Origin of the sequence: Pseudomonas sp. NPDC087814 (assembly GCF_044742865.1) — a bacterium.
Taxonomy (GTDB): Bacteria; Pseudomonadota; Gammaproteobacteria; order Pseudomonadales; family Pseudomonadaceae; genus Aquipseudomonas.
Map to the genome: position 1 here is coordinate 71,057 of NZ_JBIUVK010000020.1, position 26,913 is coordinate 97,969.

A 26,913-nucleotide genomic window follows, 5' to 3' on the forward strand; every position below is an offset into this window, starting at 1 on the left:
GCGGAATGCCCTAGAGTCCGTATTTCTGTCGCGATCGTCCGGAGCTTTTATGGATACCCTTTCCGATGTGCTGGCACTGTTAAAAAGCCATCGCTCGACCTTCGCCGGCTTGAAGGCTGGCGGCAACTGGGCCATTGACTTTGCGGCGCCGGATGGCATCAAGTTCAACGCGGTGGTGGAGGGTAGTTGCTGGCTGGAAGTGGAAGGGCTGGCAGTACCGATACGCTTGTATGAGGGAGATTGTTTCCTGTTGACCCAGGCACGCCCGTGGAGGCTGTCCAGCAATCTGTGCCCTGAAGGACTCGATGCACGTGAGGTGTATGCCGACGCGGTGGGCGGCATCGCCACGTTGGGGGACACGGTGGATCTGTTTTTGATCGCCGGGCGCTTTATCTACGGGGACGACGCTCGACTGTTGCTGGATAGCCTGCCGCCGGTGTTGCGGGTGAGTGCCAACTCCGAACAGGCCGCCGTGTTGCGTTGGTGCCTGGATCGCCTGGCCCGGGAATACGCCAGCCCGTTACAAGGCGCGGCGCTGATGACCGAGCATTTGGCGCAAATGATGCTGGTGCAAATCCTGCGGCTCTATCAATCTTCCATGGGCACCCATACCACCGGCTGGCTGGGAGCCTTGACGGATCCAAGGCTGGCCCCGGTGCTGCGGGAAATTCACGCAGCACCCGCCCGGCGCTGGACATTGAGTGAAATGGCCGGCGTGGCGAGTCAATCCCGCTCCACCTTCGCCTTGCACTTCAAGCAACGGGTAGGGCTGGCACCGCAGGAATACCTGACCCGCTGGCGTATGCACCTGGCGGTACAGGCCTTGAAAGCCAGCGACAACAGCGTGTCCACGATCGGCCAGTCCCTGGGTTATCAGTCAGACAGCGCTTTCAGCAATGCTTTCAAGCGCGTAATGGCATGTTCTCCCCGGGAATACCGCGAGCGAACCCCACACAAGGAACCCAGTGATGAGCGAAATCCAGCAGCAGAAGGTCAAGGTCAACGGCATTGAGTTGAACGTGCACATCGCCGGCCCCGAGAGCGGCCCGCCGGTGTGGTTGCTGCATGGGTTTCCCGAGTGCTGGCACTCCTGGCGCGAGCAGATTCCGGCGCTGATGGCCCAGGGTTATCGGGTGTTTGTCCCGGAAATGCGCGGCTATGGACAATCCAGCGCGCCGCCGGAAGTGGCCGACTATGACCTGCTGACCCTGTGCGCCGATATCCAGGGCGCCATGGACCTGTTCGGGCATCGCCGGGTCGTCATGATTGGCCATGACTGGGGTGCCGTGGTGGCCTGGCACCTGGCGTTGCTGGAGCCAGAGCGCGTCAGCCAGTTGGTGACGATGTCGGTACCGTTCGCCGGACGCTCCCGCAGGCCGGTGATCGAGATCATGCGCGAACTGTACGCCGATCGCTTCAATTACATCCTGTACTTCCAGGCCCCGGGTGTGGCTGAAAAGGAACTGGATGCCGATATCGAGCGGACATTACGGCTGTTCATGCAGGACCAGGACGTTTTCCTGCAGAAGAAACCCGCCAGCGCGAAGCTGCTGGAAGGTGTGCCGCTGCCCGGTACGCTCCCGGCCTGGTGCAGCCAGCAGGACCTCGACGTGTATGTTCATACCTTAGCCAATGACGGCTTTCGCGGCCCGTTGAACTGGTACCGCAACTTCGAACGCAACTGGCAGCGTACCGAGTTTCTCGCCGGCAGGCAGGTGCTGCAGCCGACGCTGTTCCTGATCGGCGACCGCGACCCGGTCGGCGTGTTCGAAGCCCACACCCTCAAGCGCATGCCCGACGTCGTGCCGAACCTGCAACAAAGCGTCCTGGCCAACTGCGGCCACTGGATTCAGAACGAGCAGGGGCCCAAGGTCAACGAACTGCTGCTCGGGTTTCTAGGGCGAACGTGAACGTCGCGCCGCGTCCTGGCACATCGATCAGGCGGATTTCCTGACCGTGCAGTTGCAGGATCCGGTGCACGATGCGCAAGCCCAGGCCGCCATCGCGTCGAGCCCCGCCAATGGTGAAGGCGCGCAGGAACAGACCTTCGCGCAGATCCGCCGAAATCCCGGGGCCGCTGTCGCTCACCGTGACTTCAACAAAACCGGACTTGGGGGCCAGGGTCACTTCAACTTCGCCATTGGGCGGGGTATGGCGCAGGGCGTTATCCAGCAGGTTGGTGAGTACCCGTTCGATCAGGCCCAGGTCGGCCAATACGGTTGGCACCACCGGCGGCAGGCTGGCGGTGAGGGTGATCGCCCGGGCTTCCGCGGTCAGTTCGAACTTCTGGAAAATGTCCTGCACCAGGTCGGGTATTGAAAAGCCTTCGATGACCGGCTGTACAAACCCGTGTTCCAGGCGCACCAGTTCCAGCAGCGACTGGGCCAGCCCGCCGACCTTGCGGCTCTGGTCGAGGGCGATGCCCAGGTAACGCCGGCGTTCCTGCGGGGTCAGGCTGGCGTCTTTCAGGGACAGGGTTTCCAGGTAGCCATGCAAGGAGGCCAACGGTGTGCGCAGGTCATGGGAAATATTCGCGACCATCTCCCGGCGTTCCTGCTCTTGGTGGGTGATGGCGCGCCACTGTTCACCCAGGCGGTTCTCCATCTGCACGAAGGCGTGGTCGAGCACGGCGATTTCATCCTGGCTGGCAACCTCGGGCGCCACGGCCTGCGGGACTTTCGGTGCGCCGTTGATGTCGAACTGGCCGACCTTCTCGGTCAGTTGCCGCAAGGGCCGGGTGATCCAGGCGAACGCGGTCAAACCCGCGAGCAAGCACAACAATGCCACCAGGGCGATGGACCACAGGGCGATGTTCAGTGCCATGCCGGTGGCATCCCGGGCGTCGAACACATCATGGGCTTCGCCCAGCAGCACCACATACAGGTAGCCGGCCTGCTGGCCGTTGACCCGCAGTGGCGCGGCGCTGAACACCTTGAGGCCGTCGACGCTGCGCGGATCGTCGCCGAGGATCGGCAGCATCGCGCCGCTGAGGAAACGGCGCACCGGTTCCAGGTTGACCTGGTCGCGGCGCAGGTGGCCGCTGGGCGCAGCGTTGCCGACCACGCGCCCGTTAATGTCCAGCAGGTACACCTCGACACTCGGGTTTACCAGCATCAACTGGCTGAACAGGTTGCGCACCGCGTCCGGCTTGAGACCGTCGGCGTCCATCAACTGCGTATCCCGGGCGATGTGCGCGGCGAGGTCGCGGGACAGGCCTTGCACCACTTCCAGTTCATGCATGTGGTTGGAGCGCACTTGCAGCCAGGCCGACGTGCCGCTGCAAATCAGCAGCAACAGCGCGAACACCAGGGACAGGCGCTGGGTAAGGGTCAGCCTCATGCCGATTGCTCGGCAAACTTGTAGCCACGGCCCCACACCGTGAGGATGCGCGCCGGGTTGGCCGGATCGGCCTCGACCTTGGCCCGCAGGCGGTTGATATGGGTATTGACGGTGTGTTCGTAACCTTCGTGGCTGTAGCCCCACACGGCGTTGAGCAGGTCCATGCGCGAGAATACCTTGCCCGGTTGGCGGGCGAAAAAGTACAGCAGGTCGAATTCCCGGGGCGTGAGGTCCAGCCGCTGGCCTTGCAGGGTGGCGTCACGGGTCAGCGGGTTGATGAACAACTGGCCGAGGTCGAGGCTGCCGGCGTCCATCTTCAAGTTGCGCGCCATGGCGTCGACCCGGCGCAGCAGCGCCTTGACCCGCGCCACCAGCTCCGGCATGGAAAACGGCTTGGCCAGGTAGTCATCCGCCCCCAGTTCCAGGCCGAGGATGCGATGCAACTCGCTGGAGCGGGCACTGGTGATAATGATCGGCGTGTAGCGCGTCATCGCCCGGGCCCGCCGGCAGATCTCCAGGCCGTCGACGCCGGGCAGCATCAGGTCAAGGATCAACGCATCCCAGCCGCCTTGCTCCAGCAGGCGCAGGCCTTCGTCACCATCGGCACTGTGAACCACCTCGAACTGCTCGTCCCGCAGGTGCAGGCAGATCAAATCGGCAATATGGGCATCGTCCTCGACCACCAGGACACGTTTAGGCTGATCCATTGATAAAAACCTGTCTTCTTGATTCGCGCATTGTGCGGCTTTTGCAACAGTGTAGTTATCACGAATTGTTTAACTCTGCGTGAGGATTCCGCGACCACCCCGGGCCTAACCTTACTCATCGCAACGGCAAAAGTACGCCCCCCTCATTGTGGCGAGGGAGCTTGCTTCCGCTGGGTCGCGCAGCGGCCCCAAAAAAGCCGGGAGCGCTGCGCACTCCAGCGGGAGCAAGCTCCCTCGCCACAGTTTGTTTATCAGCCATAGGGGCTTCGCCAGCCATCCGCACTTGTGTGAGGAGCAACTCATGTATTCACGTCGACAGATCCTGCTCGCCGGCGGCGGCCTCGGCCTCGCAGTAATCGCCGGTGGCCTGCTGCAAAAAATCAACGCCGGCCCCGCCCTGATCGCCGAAGCCGAAGCCGCCGAAAATTTCGAAGTCAGCCACACCGACGCCGAATGGCGCACCCTGCTGACCGCCGAGCAGTACGCGATCCTGCGGGAGGAGGGCACCGAACGCCCCTACAGCAGCGCCCTTAACAGTGAACACCGCAACGGCACCTTCGCCTGCGCCGGTTGCGCTTTGCCCCTGTACGCCTCAGCCACCAAATTCGAAAGCCACACCGGCTGGCCCAGCTTCTGGCAACCCCTGGAAAACGCCGTGGCCAGCCACGTCGACACCTCCTTCGGCGTGGTACGCAAGGAAATCCACTGCCGCCGCTGCGGCGGTCATCAGGGCCACGTGTTCGATGACGGCCCGGCACCCACCGGCCTGCGCTACTGCATGAACGGCGCAGCCATGACGTTCACCGCGACTTAATTCAATGTCTTCCTATAAGGGTCTACCCCATGTGGCTTTTGGTTCTCGCATATCTGGGCGGCGTGCTGACGATTGTCAGTCCCTGCATCCTGCCGGTTCTGCCTTTTGTCTTCGCTCGCACCGGGCAGCCGTTTTTGCGCAGTGGCTTGCCGCTGCTGCTGGGGATGGCGATGACCTTCGCTCTGGTCGCCTCGCTCGCGGCGGTGGGCGGCGGTTGGGTGGTGCAAGTCAATCAGTACGGTCGCTGGCTCGCGTTGCTGTTTGTTGCGCTATTCGGGCTGACGCTGCTGCTGCCAAGCCTGTCCGAGCGCCTGACCCGGCCGCTGGTGGCCGCGGGCAGTCGCCTGTCGGAAGCCGCCGGGGCCGATTCGCGGCCGCGTCCGGGCGCATCGTTCCTGATCGGCGTGGCCACCGGGCTGCTGTGGGCGCCGTGCGCCGGGCCCATCCTCGGGCTGGTGCTGACGGGCGCCGCGCTGCAGGGCGCCAGTATCGGCACTACCTTGCTCTTGCTGGCCTACGCGGCAGGGGCTGCCACCTCCCTGGCCTTGGCGCTGCTGGTCGGCGGTAAAGTCTTCGGCTTCATGAAGCGTTCGCTGGGCGCTGGTGAATGGCTGCGTCGTGGGCTCGGCGCCCTGATGTTGGCCGGTGTGGCGGCCATCGCCCTGGGCCTGGACACCGGGATCCTGGCGCGCCTGTCGACGGCGTCAACCGGTGGCCTGGAACAAAGCCTGGTGGAGAAACTCAGCGCCAAGCCTGAACAGAAGAGCGGGGCGATGATGGCCGGCGGCGCGATGATGGCCGCCAACCACAGTGACACGCTGCCAGTGGAAGGCCAGTTGCCGCCGCTGGATGGTGCCGTGCAATGGCTCAACTCCGAGCCACTGACTGCCGCGGCGTTGAAAGGCAAGGTGGTGCTGGTGGATTTCTGGACCTACTCCTGCATCAACTGCCTGCGCACCTTGCCGTACGTCAAGGCCTGGGCCGAGAAATACCGCGACCAGGGCCTGGTGGTGATCGGTGTGCACGCTCCGGAATTCGCCTTCGAACGCGACGTGAACAACGTCACCAAGGCCATGAAGGACCTGGGCATCACTTACCCGGTGGCCATCGACAACAACTACAAGATCTGGCGCGCCTTCAACAACCAGTACTGGCCGGCGCATTACTTTGCCGATGCCAAGGGCCAGATCCGCTATCACCATTTTGGCGAGGGTGACTACGCCGAGTCCGAGCGAGTGATCCAGCAACTGCTGCGTGAGGCGGGCGCTACCAAGGTGGCGGGCGGCTTGATCGAAGCCGATGCCAAGGGCATCCAGGCCGCACCGGACATGAACGAAGTGCAGTCGCCGGAAACCTACCTGGGCTTCCAGCGCGCCGAGAACTTCGTGACCACCGGCACCCTGGGCACCGACAAGGTGGTGAACTACCCGGCAGCCGGCAACCTGGCCTTGAATAACTGGACCCTGGAAGGCCCATGGAACGTCGGCGGCCAGCAAGCCACCCTCGCAGCGGCCAACGGCAAGATCGTCTACCGCTTCCACGCCCGTGACCTGCACCTGGTGCTGGGCCCGGGCGCCGACGGCAAGCCGGTGCGCTTCAAGGTCAGCATCGACGGCCAGGCGCCGGGGGATGCCCACGGCACCGACGTCGCACCGGATGGCAGCGGCACCGTGACCGAACAACGTTTGTATCAACTGGTGCGCCAGCCGGGCGCGGTCAAGGACCGGACCTTCACCATCGAGTTCCTGGACCCGCAAGTGGCGGCCTATGCCTTCACCTTCGGCTAACCCATAGCGAAATTTTGCATGGTTAACCCGATCATGTAGGAGCTGGCTTGCCTGCGATAGCGATGTTGAATTCACCACCTCAATCGCAGGCAAGCCACACACACAGTTGACCGCATTTATCCTGATGTTTCGGAGTGACTGAGATGAAACTGCTTAAGTACTTACCGGCCCTGGCGTTCGCCGCCTTTGTCGGCCACAGCTCAGCGTTCTCCTTCGGCCCGTCCGACGACGCCGTGGCCATTGCGCCGCCGGCCATGGACCTGCCGGCAGACGCGAACAACCTGCAAACCGCGGTCTTCGCCGGAGGCTGCTTCTGGGGCGTGCAGGGTGTGTTCCAGCATGTGCAAGGGGTGAAAAACGCCGTCTCCGGCTATGACGGCGGCGCGGCGAGCACCGCGCAGTACGAAAGCGTCAGCGGCGGCGACACCGGCCACGCCGAGTCCGTCGCCGTGACCTACGACCCGAGCAAGGTCAGCTACGGCAAGCTGCTGCAGATCTACTTCTCGGTCGCCCACAACCCCACGGAACTCAACCGCCAGGGCCCGGACAGTGGCACCCAGTACCGCTCGGCGATCTTTGCCCAGAACGCCGAACAGCAAAAAGTCGCCCAGGCCTACATCGCCCAGCTCGACGCCGCGAAAGCCTTCGACAAGCCGATCGTGACCAAGATCGAGATGGGCAAAGCCTTCTACCCGGCGGAGTCCTATCACCAGGACTTCCTGACCGAAAACCCGTCGTACCCCTACATCGTGATCAACGACCTGCCAAAGGTGGCCCAGCTGAAAAAATTGTTCCCTGAGCAGTACCGCGCAGAACCGGTACTGGTGAAAAACCAGTAGACCTATGATCGTTCCCACTCTCGACGCTCGTTCCCACGCTGGACGATCGTTCCCACGCTCTGCGTGGGAACGCCGCCAGGGCGCTCTGCGTCCGCTCTTGAAGTCGTGACGCGGAGCGTCACCGGATTCATTCCCACGCGGAGCGTGGGAACGATCAGCGTGGGAACGATTATCAGACGACTTCAAGGTAGGAGCTATGAATCGCCCGCGCCAACTCCCGCACGGTGTCGATAAAATCCGTCAACCGGCTATGCAGCCCATCCTCCAGAATCTCATCAATCCCCGTATACCTCAGCCGCGCCTCAAACTCCGCCGCCAAACGCTGGGCCGTACGCCCATAACTCCCCGGCAGGTCCGCCAGGATATGGCTCAACTCCTCGATACACGCATGCAACGAGCGCGGCACATCACTGCGCAACAGCAACAACTCCGACACCGACCGCGCATTCAGCGCATTCGGGTACAGCTCGGTATACGCCTCAAACGACGACAGCGCCCGCAACAACGCGCTCCACTGGTAATACCCGCGTGCCGAAAGGTCGCTGACTTCCTCGGACTCTTCCCCAAACATTTCATACCGCGCGTCCAGCAACCGCAACGTGTTATCCGCCCGCTCGACAAACGTCCCCAGCCGAATAAACCGATACGCATCGTTGCGCATGATCGTCCCGGACGTCGCCCCACGAAACAGGTGCGAGCGCTGCTTCACCCAGTCACAAAAGTGGCTGATGCCATGCCGCGCCAACCCGCCGGCCGCAATACTGCGCATCTCCAGCCAGGTGGCGTTGAGGTTTTCCCACATATCAGCCGTGATCCGCCCCCGTACCGCATGGGCATTACCCCGTGCAGCCCGCAGGCAATTGTAGATACTGGCGGGGTTTTCCTCGTCGAGGGCGAAGAAGTGCAGCATGCGCTCGGCGTCCAGTTGCTGATGGCGCTCAAGGTAACTGTCCAGTGTGCCGCTGCTGAGCAGCGACATGGCCAACTCGTCCAGCCCGTCACTGCGCCCGGCCTGGGGCATCAACGACAGCGAATAACTGACTTCCAGCATGCGCGCCAGGTTCTCGGCACGCTCCAGGTAACGGGACATCCAATACAGATCTGCGGCGGTTCTACTCAGCATACTCAGCCCTCCACCACCCAGGTGTCCTTGGTTCCGCCGCCTTGCGACGAGTTGACGATCAATGAGCCTTCGCGCAGCGCCACGCGGGTCAAGCCACCGGGTACCAGGCGGGTTTCCTTGCCCGAGAGCACGAACGGTCGCAGGTCGATATGCCGCGGCGCGATGCCGTTTTCGACAAATGTCGGGCAAGTGGACAGGCTCAAGGTCGGTTGGGCGATGTAGGCGTGAGGGCGGGCCTTGATACGCTGGCGGAAGTCCTCGATCTCGGCCGCGCTGGACGCCGGGCCCACCAGCATGCCGTAGCCGCCGGAACCCTGGGTTTCCTTGACCACCAGTTCCGGCAGGTGCGCCAGTACGTGGGACAGCTCATCCGGCTTGCGGCACTGGAACGTCGGCACGTTTTGCAGGACCGGCTCTTCATCCAGGTAGAACCGGATCATTTCCGGCACGTACGGGTAGATCGACTTGTCGTCCGCCACGCCGGTGCCGATCGCATTCGCCAGCACTACGTTGCCCGCGCAGTACGCCGCGACCAGGCCGGGCACGCCGAGCATCGAATCGGGGTTGAAAGCCTGCGGATCGAGGAAGGCATCGTCGATGCGGCGGTAGATCACATCCACGGCCTTGGGGCCGTCGGTGGTACGCATGAACACCTTGAGGTCGTGCACGAACAGGTCGGCGCCTTCCACCAGCTCCACGCCCATTTCCCGGGCCAGGAATGCATGCTCGAAGAACGCGCTGTTAAACCGGCCCGGCGTCAGCACCACCACATTCGGGTTGTCCAGGCGGCTGGAGCTTTTCAGGGTCTTGAGCAGCAGGTTGGGATAGTGGTCCACCGGGGCGATGCGTTGCTTGGCGAACACCTCGGGGAACAGGCGCATCATCATCTTGCGGTCTTCGAGCATGTAGCTCACGCCGCTGGGGGTACGCAGGTTGTCTTCGAGCACGTAGTAGGTGCCGTCGCCATCGCGCACCAGGTCGACCCCGGAGATGTGCGAGTAGATATCGCGGTGCAGGTCCAGGCCGACCATGGCTTTCTGGTATCCCTCGTTGCCCAGCACCTGATCGGCGGGAATGATCCCGGCCTTGATGATGCGTTGGTCGTGGTAGATGTCGGCAAGGAACATGTTCAGCGCATTCACCCGCTGGATACAGCCACGCTCGATGACACTCCACTCACTGGCGGGGATGCTGCGGGGGATGATATCGAAGGGGATCAGGCGCTCGGTGTCTTGCTCGTCGCCATACAGGGTGAAGGTGATCCCCGCGCGGTGAAACAGCAGGTCGGCTTCACGGCGGCGCTGGGCCAGCAGTTCTGGCGGCGTGTTGGCCAGCCAGCGGGAGAATTCCTGATAATGCGCACGGCAAACGCCTTGTGCGTCATTCATTTCATCAAAGAAAGATCGAGCCATTCCAATTACCTTGTCAGTGCCGGGACTAACTGCGCTTTGGCACTGCCGCTTTAGAAAACGCATTTTTTTATGAGCCCGTGGCTGATGGTGCCAGCAGGCCTGGTCCTTACTTTCTTTTGGGGTGGGCTCTGGGTCGGGGGGTAACGATTGCTCCTGTATCCGGGCAGATAAAGGACTAAAGCAATGCCTGTGCCATCCACCTTGTGGCGAGGGAGCTTGCTCCCGCTGGGCTGCGCAGGGGCCCCAAAAAGGAATCAGACCGCTGCGCACTGGAGCGCTGTCCCGGTCCAGCGGGCCCAAGCTCCCGCGCCACCGATGCGGCCCTATCGCCTCAAAACGGTGCACTGATTACTTGAACTTTGCACCAGCCCGGTTCTTCTAAACTGCTTCAAATGCCAGCACGGAGCACGGATGTGCCCAGAATCATCTCACCCGACACCCCGGAATCGAGCCTGACCGACCACAGCGAACACAACGCGAAGATTTTCGGTTCGCCCAAGGACCGTCTCGACTTTTACCGGCGTGAAATCCAGTACGAAACCAGCATCCTGGCCAACCGCACCGACGCCTACCTCACGGCCCAGTCATTCCTGGTGATCGCCTTCGTGTCCGGCATGGGCAACCTGAACCCCGAATGGGGCAAGCTGTTCACCCTGGTGGTGCCCGTGTTCCTGGCGACCCTGGGCATTCTCAGTTCCCTCAACGCCTGGCCGGGGATTCGGGCGGCCTACGAAATCATCGACCACTGGCATTACAAGCAGAGCGAACTGCTGCGCAGCGAGCCGGTGATGGGCCTGGCCTACGATGAGTCGCCACTGTTCAGTGAGATGGAGTCGTCCCACAAGGGGTATCGCAAGTCGCTGTTGTTCTCGATGCGCGCGCCCTGGCTGTTCATGGTGTTCTGGGTGATGCTGGGGGCCTACGCGTTTTACATCCAGGTGGACAATCCCGGCTCATAAGCAATTGGAACTTCACCGACCCGCACGGGACCTTACCTTTACGCAGTCTGCGTTTTCCAACAGAGGTGAGCCATGAGCACAGACAACGACCCGCAAACCAGCAACCGTAACGATCCCGCCATCGACCGCGGCGAACCGGCCCCCGGCACCGCGGCCGACGCGCCGAAAGACCCCAAGCCTGCCAGCGACCCCAAGGCCAAGGAAAACGACTACAGTCCAGACTTCAAGCCCGAGCGCGAGCCCAAGCCTGAAACCGATGCCGATATCGATACCCAAGGCGGTTAGAGGAGACGGTGATGTCAGTTGAAATAGACGAAGACGATGAACTCAATGACCCGGGCAATGAAGACCCGGGTTCATTGATGGATGATGCCGAAGTACCGCTTAACGACCTGGATGATGCCGCTGACGTCGGCAACACTGAAAACCAGGAGTAGACGTCATTGTTGTGCCTGGGCACGTCGTTCATACCACGCCAGCATCGGCTGCGTGCTGAGACCATGAACGACGATGCTCAGGGCAATGACTGACAGCGTCAGGTTCACCGCGACCGCGCTGCTGGTGCCCACCAGCCCGTGGTTGATGGCATAGAACAGGTAGTAGATGCTGCCGATCCCGCGAATCCCGAACCAGCCCACCAGCCCGCGCTGATGGCGATTCAGCAAGCTGCCCCAGGGTATCGACAGCACGCTGAGGGGGCGAATCACGCAAAACAGCACCGCCCCCACCGCCAGCGCCCGCCAGTCCCAATGGCTGACCAGCACCACGCCCAGCAAGGTCACCAGGAACACTTCCATCGAACGCTCCACCAGCCCACCAAAGGCGAGCATGTCGCCCATCATCACCCCGGCGGCGATTTGCGTGTCCTGCAGTTGCCCGACATCGCCATGCAACGCATGCTCCGGCTCAACTTCCATGTGGCCAACCACCGGCTGTGCCAGATGTTCCGCCGGGGTTTGTGAGTTGCCGGTGGACTTGAACTCGGCCTGGCGCAGCCCCAGGCCGGCGGCAAATACCGACAGGAAGCCGTAGCCGCCGATGGCTTCGGCCACCACATAGGCGAGGGCGATCAGGGCCAGCGTCAGGTAGTCATTCGGTGACAGGGTGCTGTCGGCATTGGTGATACGCATCTTCAGGGTGACGCGACCGATGCCACGCCCCATCCAGTAGCCCACGAGCAACCCGGCAGGTACGGCCCAGAGCAGGTTTTTCAGCACCCAGCCGCCCAGCCAGTCACCGTCGAACCCGCCGTGCTGCATGAAAATCAGCGCAAAGATCACGAACGGGAAGGCCGTGCCGTCGTTCAAGCCTGCCTCACCGGAAAGACCGAAGCGCAGCGCGTCATAATCCTGCGCGTTATTGACCTGCACCAGGCCCGCGAGCACCGGGTCGGTGGGCGCAAGGATCGCCCCCACCAGCAGTGAAACCCCCCACGACAACCCCAGCAGCCAATGCAGCACCAGGCACGTCCCGAGGATGGTCAAGAGCATCACCGGCCCGGCCATGCCAAACGCAATGCGCCAGGTTCGGTGCTTGAGGGGCAGGCGCAGTTTCAGCCCGCTGACGAACAGCGAAAACAGCACCGCGACTTCCGTCAGGTGTTCCATCCAACTGGCCGAGGCCTTGATGTCCAGATGCAGCAGGTCCATGCCCAGCGGGCCGATACAAACGCCGAGCAACAGGCACACCGCCGAGGTGGTGACCGGCATCCAGCGCAGGTAGGAGGAGGTGAGGGCGAGGGTGAGCAACACCGCGCCCAGTACGGCCATCCATAGGATGAAGGTCATTGAATAGTCCCGGGCATGGTCTGTGTGAACGTTTGAGGTTTGCCGGGAGAGAGAGGTTCAAAAAACGCGCATTGCCTGCCCGGACAATGCGCGGTTTGTCAGGTCGCCAGGCGTGTTACGTTGGCATTGAGGGTGCTGTTTGGGGTGAAGGAGAAGGTGAACCCCGAGTCGAGAAACTTTTGCAGCCCGTCATTATCAAGACTGAATACCGTTGCACCGACCGATTGATCAAGAGTGCCAGTGGCATCGAACATGGCTTTGTCCAGGCCGGCTTGGTTGGTGTTGTAGATATAGAGCTTTCCATCACTGCTCTTTTGAATATAGGCGGTGTGTACGATATTGCCGTCTGCTCTATTGCTCATGAAATTGATAACGCCTGATTCGGTAATGTCCGCGGGCCTGAATACGGCGCTGGTATTCTCGGCAGTAATACCCATCAGATCCTTGTAGCGTTGCGTGTAATTGGAATCCCCGCTCCTGACCACACTGCCCAGCACGGCCTCGCGAGTTTTCAACGGGAGTGCATTGTCTGCCATCCCGACGAACATGGTTTTTTCGTAGCAGATTGTCCCGGTGTATCCCGTTTTGGCATGGAGCTTCTCCAGTTTGTCGCGAAGCGCTTCTACCGGCACGGCGTCAGCTTTGAAATTTTCCAGCGGCTCGCCAAAGGGCTGTCTGGTTTTCACATTCAAGGCGTGCCAATTACCGGTGGCGTCATCAAACTTCGCAAACACCTTGGCTTCTTCGGTCGCATTGGCCGCCTTGTAAGTGCCTTCAGCAATGCCGGGCTTTTTCGCCAGTGACGTCAGGTCGACACTGCGCAAGGCGCCACGCAGATGATTGACGCCGTTACGTCCAGCGGTCAGCGTGGTGCGCCCCAGCTTCAATGCACTCCGGGCCAGATCATCAGCCCCGCTCAACGGATTGAAACTCCCCAGCGCCGCGCGCCCGACAATCTTCGCGCCCTGGGCGAACTTGCTGAAAGCCGATGCGCCGGCGGCCACGGCCTTGGCCCCCCTGGCTGCCGCACCGAGGCCCACGGCAAACCCAAATATATCCAGGGCCAGGTCGCCGACACCTTCGCCGATGTTGCCGTTTTGAAAGTTGACGATTGCCGACCTCAAGGGGATCAGGTTGAGGAGGAATTCATTGACTTTCTTGTAAAAGGGAACCTCGGTATCAAGCGTGGTGACCCCCTCGGCCTCTTTTTTGAATGACCGGATATCAACATCCGTCACCATGGCATCGGCAATATAAGACGTTCGGGCACTGCCAAAGCTCTTGGGGTTGGCGTCCTGGATTTTTTCATCCGTCAACCCGGGTGCGTACTCGCCCGAAGGTATGACTTCTTCCAGGTCTTTATGGTAATGGGTGTGGTTGGAAGGTTGTTTGCCTGCCGTGAAGTCACCCAGGTCCGTACGCTCGGTAATCTTCGCGGTCCTGAGATTGATTTCGTAGGTGTGCACCTGGTTTTTGCGCCTGGTTTTCACCAGCAGGCAATTGTCTTCGGGCACCCGCTTGCGGGTTTCCTTGCCAAAGTTGTCCTTATCGACGTCGACTTCCCTGACCACTGTGATTTCGCCGTATTCCAGGTTTTTACGGTCTTCTTCAGGGAGCCGCGAAACCATCCACTTCACCTGGGCCGCGACGCTTTTTTCGATGCCGTCGGCGTATTCCCCGAACGCGTCCTGGAACACGTTCGGCATACTTGGCAGGTCTTTGGTTTTTTCCAGCACCTCGCTGAGGTTCAACGTACTGGATGAGGTCACCCAATAATTGTCAGCGGGGGGCGGGGGCCCAATTCCAAGTACCCCTACGGCCGGTGGTTCTTCGACGCCAGGTCGATGGTGAAGCGCGTCCTTCATATACAAGTCGAGGATCGAATAAGGCCCCGGGAAATCGCTATGGGCGGGTTCCAGCGTGATGCTCTTGTCTTCCAGGGTTGCCGTATCCATGCCCGGCAGGGCTTTGCGCAATTGCTCCAGGGCCATTTCCTTGCGTAATGGCATCGGCATGCTCTGTGTTTGACTGGCCGCGCTCAGCTCGGTGATCTGCGCATCGAATGCATCGCGTACATCATTCATTTGGCCTTCGGTCACCGGATACGGCATACCGTTCGCGCTTCCCCAATCCTTGAGCGCCTCTTGCTGGGCGGCATATTCGACATAACGCTCCTGGGCGGAGACCGGCGCGACCTCAGCGTGGAGCATGACCTGCCCATAGGACATCCCTGCGGTTGAACCCGGAGACTGCGCTTCGATGCGTTCTACCGCGGTGACAAAACTGACCCAACTATGGGAACCCGGGGTGACCTGGTCCGGGATGTCTTTAACCAGGAACTCCGGAGCGCGGGTGGAGAGCAGCAGATGCGCTTGTAGCGCCGCTGCCTCGGGTGACGATGCCTTGCCGGTGCTGACAAGATGTTCGGCCAACCGGCTGACGATACCGGAGGCGGGTTTGCCCCAGGTACTGTTCCCGGTCACGGCAAAACCGGCGATGTGATGCCTGGACCTGGGGTCTGTCGCGCGGAACGAGTTGTCTTTGTCCACACTCATGGCTGCCAACAGCCAATCAGTGGCACTGCCTTTGATGGACTGCGCGTCAAATTTTGCCTGGAGGGCCTCGCCCAACGCCTTGCCCTTGGGGGAGCGGATCAGCGAGTCGAGCACCCGCTGCGGGTCAGCCAGCTCGGAAGGCGTGAACGACTTGCCCTGCATGAGGTATTCCACTACGTTCCTGGCGCCGTTCAAATCAACGTCGCCGATCTTGCCGCGGCGCAGGTCGGACCGCAGCTGATTCGCCGCCTCGGGCGCAAGCGGGGGCTGCCATTCCAGCGCACCGCCATAATTGCCATGGAGCGGCGTCTGGAGTTCAGGCCTGAGCAGATAATTCGTCAGGTTCTCCACCTCCTCGGGCGTGGTTGGCACGTCCCAGCCATTGATCTCAAGGAATTCCTTGAGGCTAATGGTGCTCCCTGAGTCGGTGCTCCCGACCTGGCGGTAAGCGCTGTCGGGGTGAAGCTCGACTTTATTCTTTTGCAGGTAGTCGAGAACGTCACCGCTCCCAATGCTGCCCGATCGAATCCGCTCAAGCAGGTAATTGAGTTCACGCCCCACGGTGTTCAGCGTCTGGGTATTGCCCACCAGGGCTTTCTGGCGTTCAACCTCATCCTCACCACGGGTTTCGTGCAGGTCCGCAAAACGGGGGCCGCTCACGCCGGTAAAAGCTTTGTCGCGCGCCAACTCATCTGCACGCTCGTGGGCATGATCCGGCAGGATATGTTCTTGCTCTTTGTAGAATTGGCTCACCAACCACAGGGGGGCACTGTTGCTGTTTTGGGAGAGCGGCGGTTTGAAGGGGATCGGGTTACCGTCGCCGATAACGCGTGCGGCGTCCCTGACCTGTGCGCCCACCTGCGCCCAGCCTTTGTCATCGGGGCCGTTGGGTTGCGCGGCGGCGGAGGGCCTGCGCTGGTAGGTGATCTTCCCGGTATTGGGGTCAATCATCACTGAATTGGGGTTTATCCCGTTTTCCCTCATCCAGTCACGGACTTGCGGGGACTCCATGGCACGCCCCAACTGCGACCACCACTGCCCGAACGTTGAGTTCGGCGGAATGTTCTCGACCATGATCGTGTCATCATGGCCGTCGCCCTTGACCTGACGCAGCGCGCTGGCTACCTGGCCTGCCAGTTCACCGTCGGCATCGGCACGCGGGCTGGGGATCCTGGTCCCGGGGGAGCCTGGGGCGGCATTTTCCGGCGCTGCGGCCTGGAGCCGCGCCGGGGGAAGCGGCTTGTCAGGTGCGTTCAAAGGAATGAAAGAAGCCGTAGCCTGAGTAGGAGCAATTGTCATTGGAGGGGGATCCGGTAATTTATCGAGTACACCCAAGCAGCGCTTCGCTCCAGCGGGTGTAACTCTTCGTACCCGATGCCCCCTCAGCGATTCCATCCCACTGGCATGCAGATTGATACGGCGTTTTACGCACCCATGCTAAGGGTGCGCCGCGGTCCTCAGCCGAATCATGTCGATCAACTGGCGCAATCCCGGCTGCGACTGACGCCGGCTGGGGTAGTACATGCACAGCGGCGCGCCGATGCAGGCCCAGTCGGGCAGCACTTCCACCAGGCGCCCTTCGGCCAGTTCCGCCAGCACGCGATTCTCCAGGCAGTAGGCGATACCCACGCCTTGCAGGGCCGCATCAACGATGGTCTGGGTGTCGGCCGCGCTGAAGTGGCCGGGCACATCGAGCCGCTGTTGGCGTGCGCCATTGCCCAGTTCCCATTTGTAGGTGGTCTTGTCGCCCAGGTACATGCGTACACAGGAGTGCGTGAGCAAGTCCCTGGGCACTGCAGGTGTCCCTGCCTGTGCGAGGTAGGCCGGGGAGGCGACCATGATCCAGCGCAGCTCGCCGGTCAGCGGCACGGCCACCATGTCCTGGGGCACCGTGGCGCCATAGCGGATTCCTGCGTCGTAGCCCTCTGCGACGATGTCGAGCATGCGGTCCTCGATCATCACGTCCAGGCGCAGTTGCGGGTAGGTGCGGGTGAACTCGCCGAGCACCGGCGAAATCAGCAGCACCGCGGCATCCCGGGGTACGTTCAGGCGCAGGCGGCCAATCGGCGCCTCGCGGTACAGTTCGAGGGTGTCGAGGCCGTCCTGGATCGTCGCAAAGCCGGCACTGAGTTTTTCCGCCAGTACCACGCCGGCATCGGTAGGTTCTACGGCGCGGCTGGTGCGATACAGCAATTTGACCCCCAGGCGCGTTTCCAGGTTGCGCATGGTGTGGCTCAGGGCCGAGGTGGTGACGCCAAGTTCATTGGCGGCATGCCGGAAACTGCGGCGACGGATGATCGCCATGAAGACATTCAGGTCGGCCAACTCGGAGCGATTGAACGCAGCCATATCAAGCACCTTTTATGGGGTTTGGGTTGCACGCGGCGTTGAGCCCGATTCAACCACGGATGATCTAGAGTAATCGTTTTTTTACTGATTGTTTCTGGCGGAGGCTTTTTCATGAGTATCGAAACCATCAATATCCCGGGCATCGACAAGGCCGTCTCGCGGATTGCCCTGGGCACCTGGTCCATGGGTGGCTCGATGTGGGGCGGCGCCGATAATGAGGTCTCGGTCAAGACCATTCGCCATGCGCTGGCCAGCGGCATCAACTTTATCGACAGTGCGCCGGTCTACGGCCTTGGGCTGTCGGAAGAACTGATCGGCCGGGCCCTGCGCGGTGTACGCCACACGGCGGTGATCGCCACCAAGGCCGGGTTGCAATGGGACGACGGCACGGTGCGCCGCAATGCCACGGCCCGACGTATCCGCAAGGAAATCGAAGACTCACTGCTGCGCCTCGAAACCGACTACATCGACCTCTACCAGATTCACTGGCCCGACCCGTTGGTAGCCCAGGAGGAAACCGCCGGCGAGCTGGAAAAACTGCGCCGTGAAGGCAAGATCCTTGCCGTGGGGGTGAGCAATTATTCGCCTGCGCAAATGGACGATTTCCGCCAGTACACGCACCTGGACACCGTGCAGCCGCCCTACAACCTGTTTGAGCGGGCGATCGACAGCGATATCCTGCCGTACGCCAAGCAAAATTCACTGGTGGTTTTGGCTTACGGTTCGCTGTGCCGGGGTTTGTTGAGCGGCAGCATGCACGCGGCCACGGGTTTTACCGGGGATGACGTGCGCAAGCTCGACCCGAAATTCAAGGCGCCACGCTTTGAGCAGTACCTGGCGGCGGTCGCGGCATTGGACGTATACGCTCGCGAATGCCACGGCAAGTCTGTGCTGGCCCTGGCGTTGCGCTGGGTGCTGGACCAGGGCCCCACGGTTGCACTGTGGGGCGCCCGCCGGCCGGAGCAGCTCAAAGGCGTTGAAGATGCGTTCGGCTGGCAGCTCACGGCCGATGACCTGCAACATATCGACCGTATTCTGGCCAGCACGATAAAAGACCCGGTAGGGCCGGAGTTCATGGCCCCGGCCCAGCGTTAACCTTTGCGACAGGGATGTCTTGCAGCTGCAAAACACAAAAGACATTCCTTTGGCGTTGAGGTTTTTGGCATGAAGCGCGGTCCCTTGTTCAAGATCATGGGTGGTTTGCTGTGTGTGGTGGCGGTGGCAGCCGCCTGGAAATGGCGCGGCAATCCCGATGTGCTGTGGCAGATCGTCAGCCGTCAATGCGTGCCCGACCAGAACCAGCACCAGAATCCGCGCCCCTGCCTCGAGGTTGATCCGGACAAGGGGTTCGCGCTGCTCAAGGACATCAACGGCCCGTACCAGGACTTACTGATCCCCACCGATAAAGTCACCGGAATCGAAGACGTCGCGCTGGCCCGGGACTTGTTGCCGCATTACTTTGCCCAGGCGTGGAAACACCACGATGTACTCTCGGCCGGCCTGCAAACGCCGATTGCCGACCGTTATGTATCCCTGGCGATCAACTCGCGGTATGGCCGCACGCAAAACCAGTTGCACATTCATATCGCCTGCCTGCGCCCCGACATTTTCAACACCCTCAACGAACGCGCGGCAACCCTTGACGAGCACTGGCAAACCCTGCCGGTAAAACTGCAGGGGCATACCTACAGTGCCCGTACGTTGTCGGCGGTGGAATTCGACCTGCGCGACCCATTGGCCATCCTGAATGACTACGTGCAGGCCCAGGGCGACGCCATGGCCAGTTACAGCTTGCTGTTGGCACCGGCGGCGAACGGCAACTTCGTACTGTTGACCACGCGGTTGACGCTCAAGGAATGGAACCTGGCCTCCGCCGAAGAACTGCAGGACCGCCAGTGCAACCTGATGGACAAACCACCACAACGACCTGTTTTAGCTGTTAACGACATCCGGTGAAGTTTGCCGTTGAACGAGTGTTCAGTTTCAATTATGTTGGCTGCACCCCCTGCCTGGTAACAGGCGGGCTTGCGCTTTTTCTGATTGAACGAGAGGCACTGGCATGCGGTTTTCACCTTTTGTCGAGCGAATTGCAGGGCAGGGCGTAGCCGCCTGGGACATCCACCACGCCGCCTTCCAGGCCAGCAGCAAAGGCGAAGACATCATTATCCTGAGTGTGGGCGATCCGGATTTCGCCACACCCTCGTTCATCACCGACGCCGCCGTCGAGGCCCTGCGCCAGGGCGACACCCACTACACCGAAATCCCCGGCCGCCCGGCACTGCGCGATGCCATCGCCGCACGCTACAGCCAGTCCCTGGCTCGCCCGCTCAACGCTGAAAACGTCATCACCGTGGCCGGTGCGCAGAACGCCTTGTTCGTCACCTCGCTGTGCCTGTTGCAGGCCGGTGATGAAGTGATCGTGCTCGACCCGATGTACGTCACCTACGAAGCGACCCTCAAGGCCAGCGGCGCAACGCTGGTGCGGGTGCCGTGTTCCGCCGACTCGGGCTTTCGCCTCGACCCGGCACTGCTGGCTGCCGCCATTACGCCTCGCACCCGGGCGATCTTCTTCTCCAACCCCAACAATCCCACCGGCGTTGTCCTCAACCCTCAGGAATTGCAGGTGATCGCCGACCTGGCGATCGAGCATGAACTGTGGGTAGTGGTGGACGAGGTCTACGAAAGCCTGGTGTTCGATGGCGAATACCATAGCCTGGCCGCGTTGCCGGGCATGGCCGATCGCTGCATCGTGATCGGCAGCCTGTCCAAGTCCCATGCCATGACCGGCTGGCGCATCGGCTGGATCGTCGCCGCGCCTGCGATGGTGGCCCACGCGGAAACCCTGGTATTGAGCATGCTCTACGGCTTGCCGGGGTTCGTGATGGAAGCCGCGACCGCCGCCGTGCTGGCCCACGATGAAGTCACCCAGGGCATGCGCGAAACCTACCGCCGCCGCCGCGACCTGGTGGTAGCAGGCCTCGGCGGTTGCCCGGGCATTCACGTGCGGGCCCCGCAGGCAGGCATGTTCGTGTTGGTGGATGTGCGGGACACCGGCCTCGGCTCCCTGGATTTCGCCTGGCGGCTGTTCCGCGAAGCAGGGGTTTCCGTGCTGGATGCCGCGGCCTTCGGCGAACCGGCCCAGGGTTTTGTGCGGCTGTCGTTTACCCTGGGTGAAGCGCGACTGGCCGAAGCCTGTGAACGTATCAGCCGCTTCGTCGCCAAGCTCGCCGGAGAACCGCGAATCGAGCCTGCGGCGAAAATCATCAGCGTACAGCCGGTGGCTGCGAAGAAGATGATCGAGGTGCTCGACCTGCATAAACGCTTTGGCAATATCGAGGTGCTCAAGGGCATCTCCCTGACCGCCCACGAAGGCGAGGTGATCTCGCTGATCGGCGCCAGCGGCTCGGGCAAAAGTACCTTGCTGCGCTGCATCAACATGCTCGAAGTGCCGGACCAGGGCAGCATCCACGTCGACGGTGAAAGCATCAAGCTCAACTACGGCCGGCCCGGCGCACCGCTGGTGGCCGACGCCAGGCAACTGGTGCGGATTCGCTCGACACTCGGCATGGTGTTCCAGAACTTCAACTTGTGGCCCCATCGCACTGTGCTGGAGAACCTGATCGAAGCGCCGATCCAGGTGCTGCGCGAAAGCCGGGCCGAAGCCATCGAGCGCGCCGAAGCCTTGCTCGACCGGGTTGGCCTGGCCGCCAAGCGCAATGAATACCCGGCGTTCCTCTCCGGCGGCCAGCAGCAGCGGGTGGCCATCGCCCGCGCCCTGGCCATGCGCCCCAAAGTCATGCTGTTCGACGAACCCACCTCGGCCCTCGACCCGGAGCTGGTGGGCGAAGTCCTGCGGGTGATTCGCTCCCTGGCCGAAGAAGGCCGCACCATGATCCTGGTGACCCATGAAATGGCGTTCGCCCGGGATGTGTCATCCAAAGTCGCGTTTTTGCATCAAGGCCTGATCGAGGAAACCGGCTCGCCGGACTCGGTGTTTATCGACCCACGCAGTGAACGTTGCCGGCAGTTCGTCAACGCGCATCAAACTCGCTAACTCCAAAAAAAGACGGGGCAAGATCATGAAATCCAAACGATTGGCAAAGTGGTTGAGCAGTGCTGTGTTGATGCTGGCGGCAGGTGCTGCGTTGGCGGCGGAGAAACCCATTGTGTTCGCGGTGGCGGCAGAACCCTACCCACCGTTCACGGTGAAGGGCGGCAACGGGGAGTGGTCCGGCTTTGAGGTGGACCTGATTCACAAGCTCTGCGGCTTGATGAAGGCTGAGTGCCAGATCAAGGAAGTGGCCTGGGACGGGATTATTCCGTCGCTGCTGGCGAAGAAAATCGACGTGATTTTCTCCTCGATGTCGGTCACCGAAGAGCGCGAAAAACAGATCGCCTTCAGCCGCGCCTACTACGATTCGCTGCTGGGCATTGCCGGCCCCAAGGGCACCACGGTCGAAGTCTCGCCGGCAGGGCTGAAGGGCAAGATCATCGGCGTGCAGATCTCTACGGTCAGCGCCAACTACCTGAAGAAGTACTACGAGAATATTGCTGACCTGAAGTACTACGACACCCAGGAATCGGCCAACGCCGACCTGATTGCCGGGCGCACCGACCTGATGATGGCCGACGGCGTCGCCATCGCCATGATGGTCAAGACCCCTGAGGCCCAGGGCCTGGCCGAAATCGCCGAAGTGCCTTACGACCCGATCATCGGCCGCGGCGTGGGGGCTGGCCTGCGCAAGGAAGACACCGAACTCAAGGCCCGGCTCGACAAGGCCATCGGTGAGTTGCTGGTGAGCAAGGACTACGCCGACCTGTCCCAGAGCGTGTTTGGGGTATCGGTCAGCCCGTGCAAACGCGCCGACACGCCTGCCTATGTGAGCAAAGTCTGCGACAGCCCCTACACAAACTAACCCGGTAGAAAGGGGAGTGCTTGTGGCGAGGGAGCTTGCTCCCGCTGGGGTGCGAAGCGCCCCCAAAAAATGGGCCTGCTACGCAGTCCAGCGGGAGCAAGCTCCCTCGCCACAGCAAGCTCCCTCGTCACAGGGTCATTGCGTGTCATCGAAATAGGGAGCAGCGATGTTCGATCTACTCAACTTCAGCGAACAAGGCTGGGGCAATGCACTGCTCAAAGGGCTTTGGATGACCCTGCAGATCTCCGCCGGCTCGTTTGCGGTGGGGCTGCTGATCGGCCTGGTGGTGGCCTGCGCCAAGCTCAGTGCACCGCGCCCGATAGCCATGCTGATGCGCGGCTACACCACGGTGTTTCGCGCGGTGCCCGAGTTGCTGCTGATCCTGCTGCTGTATTACGCAGGCTCGATGGGCCTCAACGCATTGATGCTGTGGCTGGGGTTTGCGCAGTTCAACATCAGCGGCCCGCTGGTAGCGGTCCTGGTACTGGGGCTGGTGCAAGGCGCGTACGCCTCGGAGATTTTCCGCGCGGCGATCCTCGCGATTCCCCATGGCCAGATCGAAGCGGCGCGGGCGTTTGGCTTGAGCGGCTTTGGCCTGTTCCGTCGGGTGACCCTGCCGATCATGGCGCCATACGCCCTGGCGGGGATGTCCAACCTGTGGATCAATCTGATCAAGGACAGCGCGCTGATCAGCGTAGTGGGCACCAACGAGCTGCTGTACACCGCCAAACAGGCGGCGGGCTCGACCCGGCATTACCTGTTGTTCTACCTCACGGCCGCCGCCTTGTACTACCTGGTGACACTGGCCTCCAACTACCTGTCCGGGCGCCTGGAGCGACGTATTCGTCGCTGGATGCCGGTTGTCGAGTGAGCCGCACATGCCTGAGTGGATAAGTTATTACGCAGGACTGATCGCCAAGGGCTTGCAGACGACGCTGTCGCTGCTGGTGATCTCGGCAGTGCTCGGCTTCGCCCTGGCGGTGCTGGTAGCGCTGGCGCGGCTGTCCCGGCGCAAGTGGCTGGCCCGTTGCGCACTGGGCTACACCAGTGTGCTGCGGGGCACGCCGTTGCTGATCCAGATCTACATCTTCTATTACGGCCTGGGCAGCCTGTTTGCCCAGTTCCCAATGATTCGCGGGAGTTTCCTCTGGCCGTTCCTGCGGGACGGTTACTGGTACATCGTGTTCGCCCTGGTGTTGTCGGTGGGCGCGTACGTCGGTGAAGTGATTCGCGGCGGGCTGCTGGCCGTGCCCAAGGGTGAAATGGAAGCCGCCTCGGCGTTCGGCATGACGCCACGCCAGGCACTGTTGCGGGTGCGCCTGCCACGGGCCATGCGCCTGCTGCTGCCGACCCTGGCGGGGGAGACGGTGATGCTGCTCAAGTCCACGGCGCTGGCCTCGACCATTGCGGTAGTCGACCTGCTTGGCGCCGCCAACGTGGTACGCGCCCAGACCTTGCAGATCTACCAGCCGCTGCTGCTGGTGGCCGGGGTCTACCTGTGCCTGACCTTTTTGATTGAAGCCCTGTACGCGATTGCCGAGCGACGCGGCACACCGTTGCGCAGGTCTGCCGGATGAAAACCGATCGCTCGTTGCAAGGGATTGCCCTGTGCTCGCTGGCCTATGCGTTCCTGGCGCTGCAGGACGCCGGGATCAAATGGCTGGTGGCCGACTACTCGGTGTTCACCATCCTGTTCTGGCGCAGCCTGGTGGTGGTCGCCGCGTGCGTGATCGCCGGGCGAATGGGTTTGCTCAAGCGTGCCTGGCACTCGGTCAGCCGCAAGCTGTTGATCATCCGCGGCCTGCTGTCGCTGCTGGCCTGGCTGCTGTACTACACCGCCGCCAAGGACCTGACCCTGGCGGAAATGACCACGCTGTATTTTTCCGCACCGATCATGGTCACGTTGCTCGCGGCATTGATCCTCAAGGAGCGCGCCAGTCGCGGCCAGTGGATTTCGCTGATCATCGGCTTTGTCGGCGTGGTGATCGCCTGTCGCCCCAGCAACATGCTCGACCCATTGCCAATCGCCCTGACATTGGCGGCAGCACTGTGCTGGGCGTTTACCTATATCCAGTTGCGCCAGGTGGACGACAACACCTCGGTGCTGGAGCAGATGCTGATCACCAATGTGGTGTTTGTAATCTGCATGGCGCTGACGCTGCCCTGGACCCACACGCCATCGCCGACCCCGGCATGGCTGGGCATGCTCGGCGCGGGGCTGGTGGGCGGGATTGGCCAGTTCCTACTGTTTGCGAGCTTCCGCCGGGCCACGGCGACGCTGCTGGCGCCGTTTGAATACACCGGTTTGATCTGGGCGTTCCTGCTGTCGAGCCTAATCTGGGGCACGGTGATGGACGTGTCGCTGATTTTCGGCGCCGTGCTGATCGCCATCAGCGGCACCCTGGCCATGCTCAGCGCCCGGCACCCCGTGTCACAGGATGTGGTCGGCGCCGAATGCTCCGTGACGCAGCCCCTGTATCCAGCAACGGCAGATGTGCAGCCCGTTGGCGGGGCTGAAGGTGCCGGGGTTGAGGCACCACTCGAGCCAGAGTCCGTCGAGCATCGCCGATAAGCCGATGGCGGCCAGGCGCGTGTCGTGGATCACGAAGCCTTCGCTCTCGGCCAGGTCGTCGAGCAACTGGCGGATCAGTTCGAGGTAGGCGCGGTAGCTTTTTTCATGGGAGTCGTTCACGTGGTTCGAGTGGCGGATCAGGCTCCAGAACACCACCCAGACGCCCAACAGTTTCGGGTCCATGACCCGCGAGGAAAACGAGCCGGCGAGGAATGCATCGAGCCGCGCGGCAGGGCCCACGGCCTGGTCGACTTCCTGCCACAGGGCGGTGGTCAGTTCGCTGGCGAGTTTGTGGTAGGTCTCGGCGATCAGTGCATCGATGCTGCCGAAATGGTGATTGAGCAACCCCACCGAAACCCCGGCTTCAGCGGCGATGCGCCGCACGGAAATGCCGGCATGCCCGTCACGGGCGAGGCTGGTGAGGGTGGCGGCAATCAACAGGTCGCGACGGTCTTCGGCCACAGGCACACCCTCGGTGAAGATACATGGTTGAACGTGTGTTCAATATATACCTGCAGAACCAACAAGAGGAGGGCAACGGCATGGCAAAAGACCTTTCGTGGCAAGTCCCCGGGGATTCCGGGAACACCCTGCACATTGGCGCCTGGCGCTTCGAGGGTGACGGCGACGGCCCTCGGGTGCACCTGCAGGCCGGTGTGCATGCCGATGAAATCGCCGGGATGCTGGTGTTGCATCAACTGCTGCCGCGTTTGCAGGCCTGCCAGGATCAGGGCCGGCTCAAGGGCACGGTGACGGTGGTGCCCCAGGCCAACCCGTTTGGCATTGGCCAGTTTCGCCAGGGGCGGTTGTTGGGGCGGTTTCACGAAGCCACCGGGCAGAATTTCAACCGGGCGTTTGATCATTCATTGGCAATGGAGCGGCCGGCCAGCAACCTGGCGCAATGGCAGAAAAGCCTGGTGCAACTGGCCGCCGATGCTGACCTGGTGCTGGACCTGCACACCGATGATGAAGCCCTGCCATATCTCTACATCCACCGCAGCTTTTGGCCAGAGGGCCAGGTATTGGCGGCGGCGTTGCAGGTGGATGTGGTGATTGTCTGGGACGAGGGTGGTGATGGGTCGTTTGAGGAGACCATCATTGATCATGGGCAGCCGCGGTTGGCGGCGACGATTGAATTGCGTGGGCAGGCGGATGTGAGTGATGCCCTGGCCGGGCAGGATGGTGATGGGATCTGGGGTTGGCTTTGTGCCAGTGGGGTGATTGATGAGGCGCCGGTGATTGCGCAATGGCACGGGCAGGTGGTGGATATGGGCTGCATGGAGACCATCCTGGCGCCGTGTGCCGGGGTGTTGGTGTTTGAGAAAGGTTTGGGTGAACAGGTGGAAGAGGGTGAGCGGTTTGCGCGGATTATTCGGCGGCCTGGGGATCCGGCTTCTGAGGTTGTACTGCATGCGGCGCAAACCGGGCGGATGGTGACGGGGCATCGGGAGCGGCTGGTTTCACAGGGTTCGGTGGTGGCCAAGTTTACCGGGACGCGGTTGTCTGAGGGGTACAGCGGGGGGGTGTTGGATCCTTAGGCGGGAGTACATATCCGTTTCTTCGGTTATGGCTGGTATTGGTTCCGCTCTTACAGCGGCTCACTTTTGAACAGCGCAAAAGTAAGCAAAACGCTCTTGCCCCACCACTCGGCTCCTCGCCTAGGCTCGGAGTGCCCTCACTCCGGCTTTGGACCGTGGGCCGCCGTCATGGGCCATCCTTGGCCCAGGACGGCTAACCCGGCGTCCTGCCGGGTT

General features: G+C 61.9%; 23 protein-coding genes and 1 pseudogene. 16 read left to right on the plus strand and 8 right to left on the minus strand.

Annotated features, from left to right (window positions below; all coding sequences use genetic code 11):
* Nucleotides 1-49 precede the first annotated feature (49 nt).
* Together ACIOMR_RS17035 and ACIOMR_RS17040 are read left to right on the plus strand one after the other, a co-directional pair.
* Nucleotides 50-1,012: an AraC family transcriptional regulator gene (locus ACIOMR_RS17035; RefSeq protein ID WP_401195373.1), complete on the plus strand. Its 963-nt coding sequence runs from the start codon at nucleotides 50-52 to the stop codon at nucleotides 1,010-1,012.
* Nucleotides 969-1,910 (plus strand): alpha/beta fold hydrolase, encoded by a 942-nt coding sequence (locus ACIOMR_RS17040; protein WP_401195376.1) that lies wholly within the window; start codon nucleotides 969-971, stop codon nucleotides 1,908-1,910. Before ACIOMR_RS17035 ends, ACIOMR_RS17040 begins: the two co-directional genes overlap by 44 nt.
* On the opposite strand, the gene ACIOMR_RS17045 is transcribed toward ACIOMR_RS17040, so the two are convergent.
* Together ACIOMR_RS17045 and ACIOMR_RS17050 are read right to left on the minus strand one after the other, a co-directional pair.
* Nucleotides 1,873-3,339, minus strand: a complete 1,467-nt coding sequence (locus ACIOMR_RS17045; protein WP_008433761.1) for a HAMP domain-containing sensor histidine kinase — start codon at nucleotides 3,337-3,339, stop codon at nucleotides 1,873-1,875. The genes ACIOMR_RS17040 and ACIOMR_RS17045 overlap by 38 nt on opposite strands.
* Nucleotides 3,336-4,046, minus strand: a complete 711-nt coding sequence (locus tag ACIOMR_RS17050) for a response regulator transcription factor (protein WP_003217086.1) — start codon at nucleotides 4,044-4,046, stop codon at nucleotides 3,336-3,338. Before ACIOMR_RS17050 ends, ACIOMR_RS17045 begins: the two co-directional genes overlap by 4 nt.
* Nucleotides 4,047-4,347: 301 nt before the next feature.
* Here ACIOMR_RS17050 and msrB point away from each other — a divergent pair, with 301 nt between their 5' ends.
* The 3 genes from msrB to msrA all read left to right on the plus strand — a co-directional run bounded on the left by msrB (nucleotide 4,348) and on the right by msrA (nucleotide 7,486).
* Entirely contained in the window at nucleotides 4,348-4,860 is a 513-nt protein-coding gene (gene msrB / locus ACIOMR_RS17055; protein ID WP_177010013.1) for a peptide-methionine (R)-S-oxide reductase MsrB, read from the plus strand.
* A 29-nt stretch (nucleotides 4,861-4,889) separates the two neighbouring features.
* On the plus strand, nucleotides 4,890-6,647 hold the full coding sequence (locus ACIOMR_RS17060) for a cytochrome c biogenesis protein DipZ (RefSeq protein WP_401195380.1): 1,758 nt from the start codon (nucleotides 4,890-4,892) through the stop codon (nucleotides 6,645-6,647).
* A 143-nt stretch (nucleotides 6,648-6,790) separates the two neighbouring features.
* Nucleotides 6,791-7,486, plus strand: a complete 696-nt coding sequence (gene msrA, locus ACIOMR_RS17065) for a peptide-methionine (S)-S-oxide reductase MsrA (protein WP_008433754.1) — start codon at nucleotides 6,791-6,793, stop codon at nucleotides 7,484-7,486.
* A 172-nt stretch (nucleotides 7,487-7,658) separates the two neighbouring features.
* On the opposite strand, the gene ACIOMR_RS17070 is transcribed toward msrA, so the two are convergent.
* On the minus strand, nucleotides 7,659-8,609 hold the full coding sequence (locus tag ACIOMR_RS17070; protein WP_003217078.1) for an alpha-E domain-containing protein: 951 nt from the start codon (nucleotides 8,607-8,609) through the stop codon (nucleotides 7,659-7,661).
* Between the two features lie 2 nt (nucleotides 8,610-8,611).
* A complete protein-coding gene (locus ACIOMR_RS17075) occupies nucleotides 8,612-10,021 on the minus strand; it encodes a circularly permuted type 2 ATP-grasp protein (RefSeq protein ID WP_003217076.1) in 1,410 nt (469 codons plus the stop codon).
* 413 nt (nucleotides 10,022-10,434) lie between these two features.
* On the opposite strand from ACIOMR_RS17075, the gene ACIOMR_RS17080 reads away from it, so the two are divergent.
* The 3 genes from ACIOMR_RS17080 to ACIOMR_RS17090 all read left to right on the plus strand — a co-directional run bounded on the left by ACIOMR_RS17080 (nucleotide 10,435) and on the right by ACIOMR_RS17090 (nucleotide 11,417).
* Nucleotides 10,435-10,980, plus strand: a complete 546-nt coding sequence (locus ACIOMR_RS17080; RefSeq protein WP_003217074.1) for a hypothetical protein — start codon at nucleotides 10,435-10,437, stop codon at nucleotides 10,978-10,980.
* A 72-nt stretch (nucleotides 10,981-11,052) separates the two neighbouring features.
* Nucleotides 11,053-11,265 (plus strand): hypothetical protein, encoded by a 213-nt coding sequence (locus ACIOMR_RS17085; protein ID WP_003217072.1) that lies wholly within the window; start codon nucleotides 11,053-11,055, stop codon nucleotides 11,263-11,265.
* 11 nt (nucleotides 11,266-11,276) lie between these two features.
* Nucleotides 11,277-11,417 (plus strand): hypothetical protein, encoded by a 141-nt coding sequence (locus ACIOMR_RS17090; protein ID WP_003217070.1) that lies wholly within the window; start codon nucleotides 11,277-11,279, stop codon nucleotides 11,415-11,417.
* Between the two features lie 3 nt (nucleotides 11,418-11,420).
* Here ACIOMR_RS17090 and ACIOMR_RS17095 read toward each other — a convergent pair whose 3' ends face one another.
* The 3 genes from ACIOMR_RS17095 to ACIOMR_RS17105 all read right to left on the minus strand — a co-directional run bounded on the left by ACIOMR_RS17095 (nucleotide 11,421) and on the right by ACIOMR_RS17105 (nucleotide 17,671).
* Entirely contained in the window at nucleotides 11,421-12,767 is a 1,347-nt protein-coding gene (locus ACIOMR_RS17095) for a cation:proton antiporter (RefSeq protein WP_401195387.1), read from the minus strand.
* A 98-nt stretch (nucleotides 12,768-12,865) separates the two neighbouring features.
* Nucleotides 12,866-16,621, minus strand: a complete 3,756-nt coding sequence (locus ACIOMR_RS17100) for a hypothetical protein (RefSeq protein ID WP_401195390.1) — start codon at nucleotides 16,619-16,621, stop codon at nucleotides 12,866-12,868.
* Nucleotides 16,622-16,759: 138 nt separating this feature from the next.
* The gene (locus ACIOMR_RS17105; RefSeq protein ID WP_134326650.1) at nucleotides 16,760-17,671 is read right to left on the minus strand and encodes a LysR family transcriptional regulator; all 912 of its coding nucleotides are present in this window, start codon (nucleotides 17,669-17,671) and stop codon (nucleotides 16,760-16,762) included.
* Between the two features lie 111 nt (nucleotides 17,672-17,782).
* Between ACIOMR_RS17105 and ACIOMR_RS17110 the strand changes: the two genes are divergently transcribed.
* The 7 genes from ACIOMR_RS17110 (at nucleotide 17,783) to ACIOMR_RS17140 (ending at nucleotide 25,159) form a co-directional block, all read left to right on the plus strand.
* Nucleotides 17,783-18,766, plus strand: coding sequence for an aldo/keto reductase (locus tag ACIOMR_RS17110; RefSeq protein WP_401195393.1), 984 nt, complete (start codon nucleotides 17,783-17,785; stop codon nucleotides 18,764-18,766).
* Between the two features lie 69 nt (nucleotides 18,767-18,835).
* The gene (locus tag ACIOMR_RS17115; RefSeq protein ID WP_401195396.1) at nucleotides 18,836-19,627 is read left to right on the plus strand and encodes a CDP-diacylglycerol diphosphatase; all 792 of its coding nucleotides are present in this window, start codon (nucleotides 18,836-18,838) and stop codon (nucleotides 19,625-19,627) included.
* Nucleotides 19,628-19,730: 103 nt separating this feature from the next.
* The gene (locus ACIOMR_RS17120) at nucleotides 19,731-21,725 is read left to right on the plus strand and encodes an aminotransferase class I/II-fold pyridoxal phosphate-dependent enzyme (protein ID WP_177069587.1); all 1,995 of its coding nucleotides are present in this window, start codon (nucleotides 19,731-19,733) and stop codon (nucleotides 21,723-21,725) included.
* A gap of 25 nt (nucleotides 21,726-21,750) precedes the next feature.
* A complete protein-coding gene (locus ACIOMR_RS17125) occupies nucleotides 21,751-22,587 on the plus strand; it encodes a transporter substrate-binding domain-containing protein (RefSeq protein WP_301050541.1) in 837 nt (278 codons plus the stop codon).
* 166 nt (nucleotides 22,588-22,753) lie between these two features.
* A complete protein-coding gene (locus tag ACIOMR_RS17130) occupies nucleotides 22,754-23,458 on the plus strand; it encodes an ABC transporter permease (protein WP_134326647.1) in 705 nt (234 codons plus the stop codon).
* Between the two features lie 7 nt (nucleotides 23,459-23,465).
* Entirely contained in the window at nucleotides 23,466-24,164 is a 699-nt protein-coding gene (locus ACIOMR_RS17135) for an ABC transporter permease (RefSeq protein WP_003217050.1), read from the plus strand.
* On the plus strand, nucleotides 24,161-25,159 hold the full coding sequence (locus ACIOMR_RS17140; protein WP_401195400.1) for a DMT family transporter: 999 nt from the start codon (nucleotides 24,161-24,163) through the stop codon (nucleotides 25,157-25,159). Before ACIOMR_RS17135 ends, ACIOMR_RS17140 begins: the two co-directional genes overlap by 4 nt.
* Here the strand turns inward: ACIOMR_RS17140 and ACIOMR_RS17145 are convergent.
* Nucleotides 25,115-25,627 (minus strand): annotated as a pseudogene (locus ACIOMR_RS17145) (TetR family transcriptional regulator C-terminal domain-containing protein); the annotation flags it as partial. The gene ACIOMR_RS17140 and the pseudogene ACIOMR_RS17145 overlap by 45 nt on opposite strands.
* Before the next feature lie 74 nt (nucleotides 25,628-25,701).
* Between ACIOMR_RS17145 and ACIOMR_RS17150 the strand changes: the two are divergent.
* Nucleotides 25,702-26,697, plus strand: coding sequence for a succinylglutamate desuccinylase/aspartoacylase family protein (locus tag ACIOMR_RS17150; RefSeq protein WP_178911772.1), 996 nt, complete (start codon nucleotides 25,702-25,704; stop codon nucleotides 26,695-26,697).
* Nucleotides 26,698-26,913: the final 216 nt, after the last annotated feature.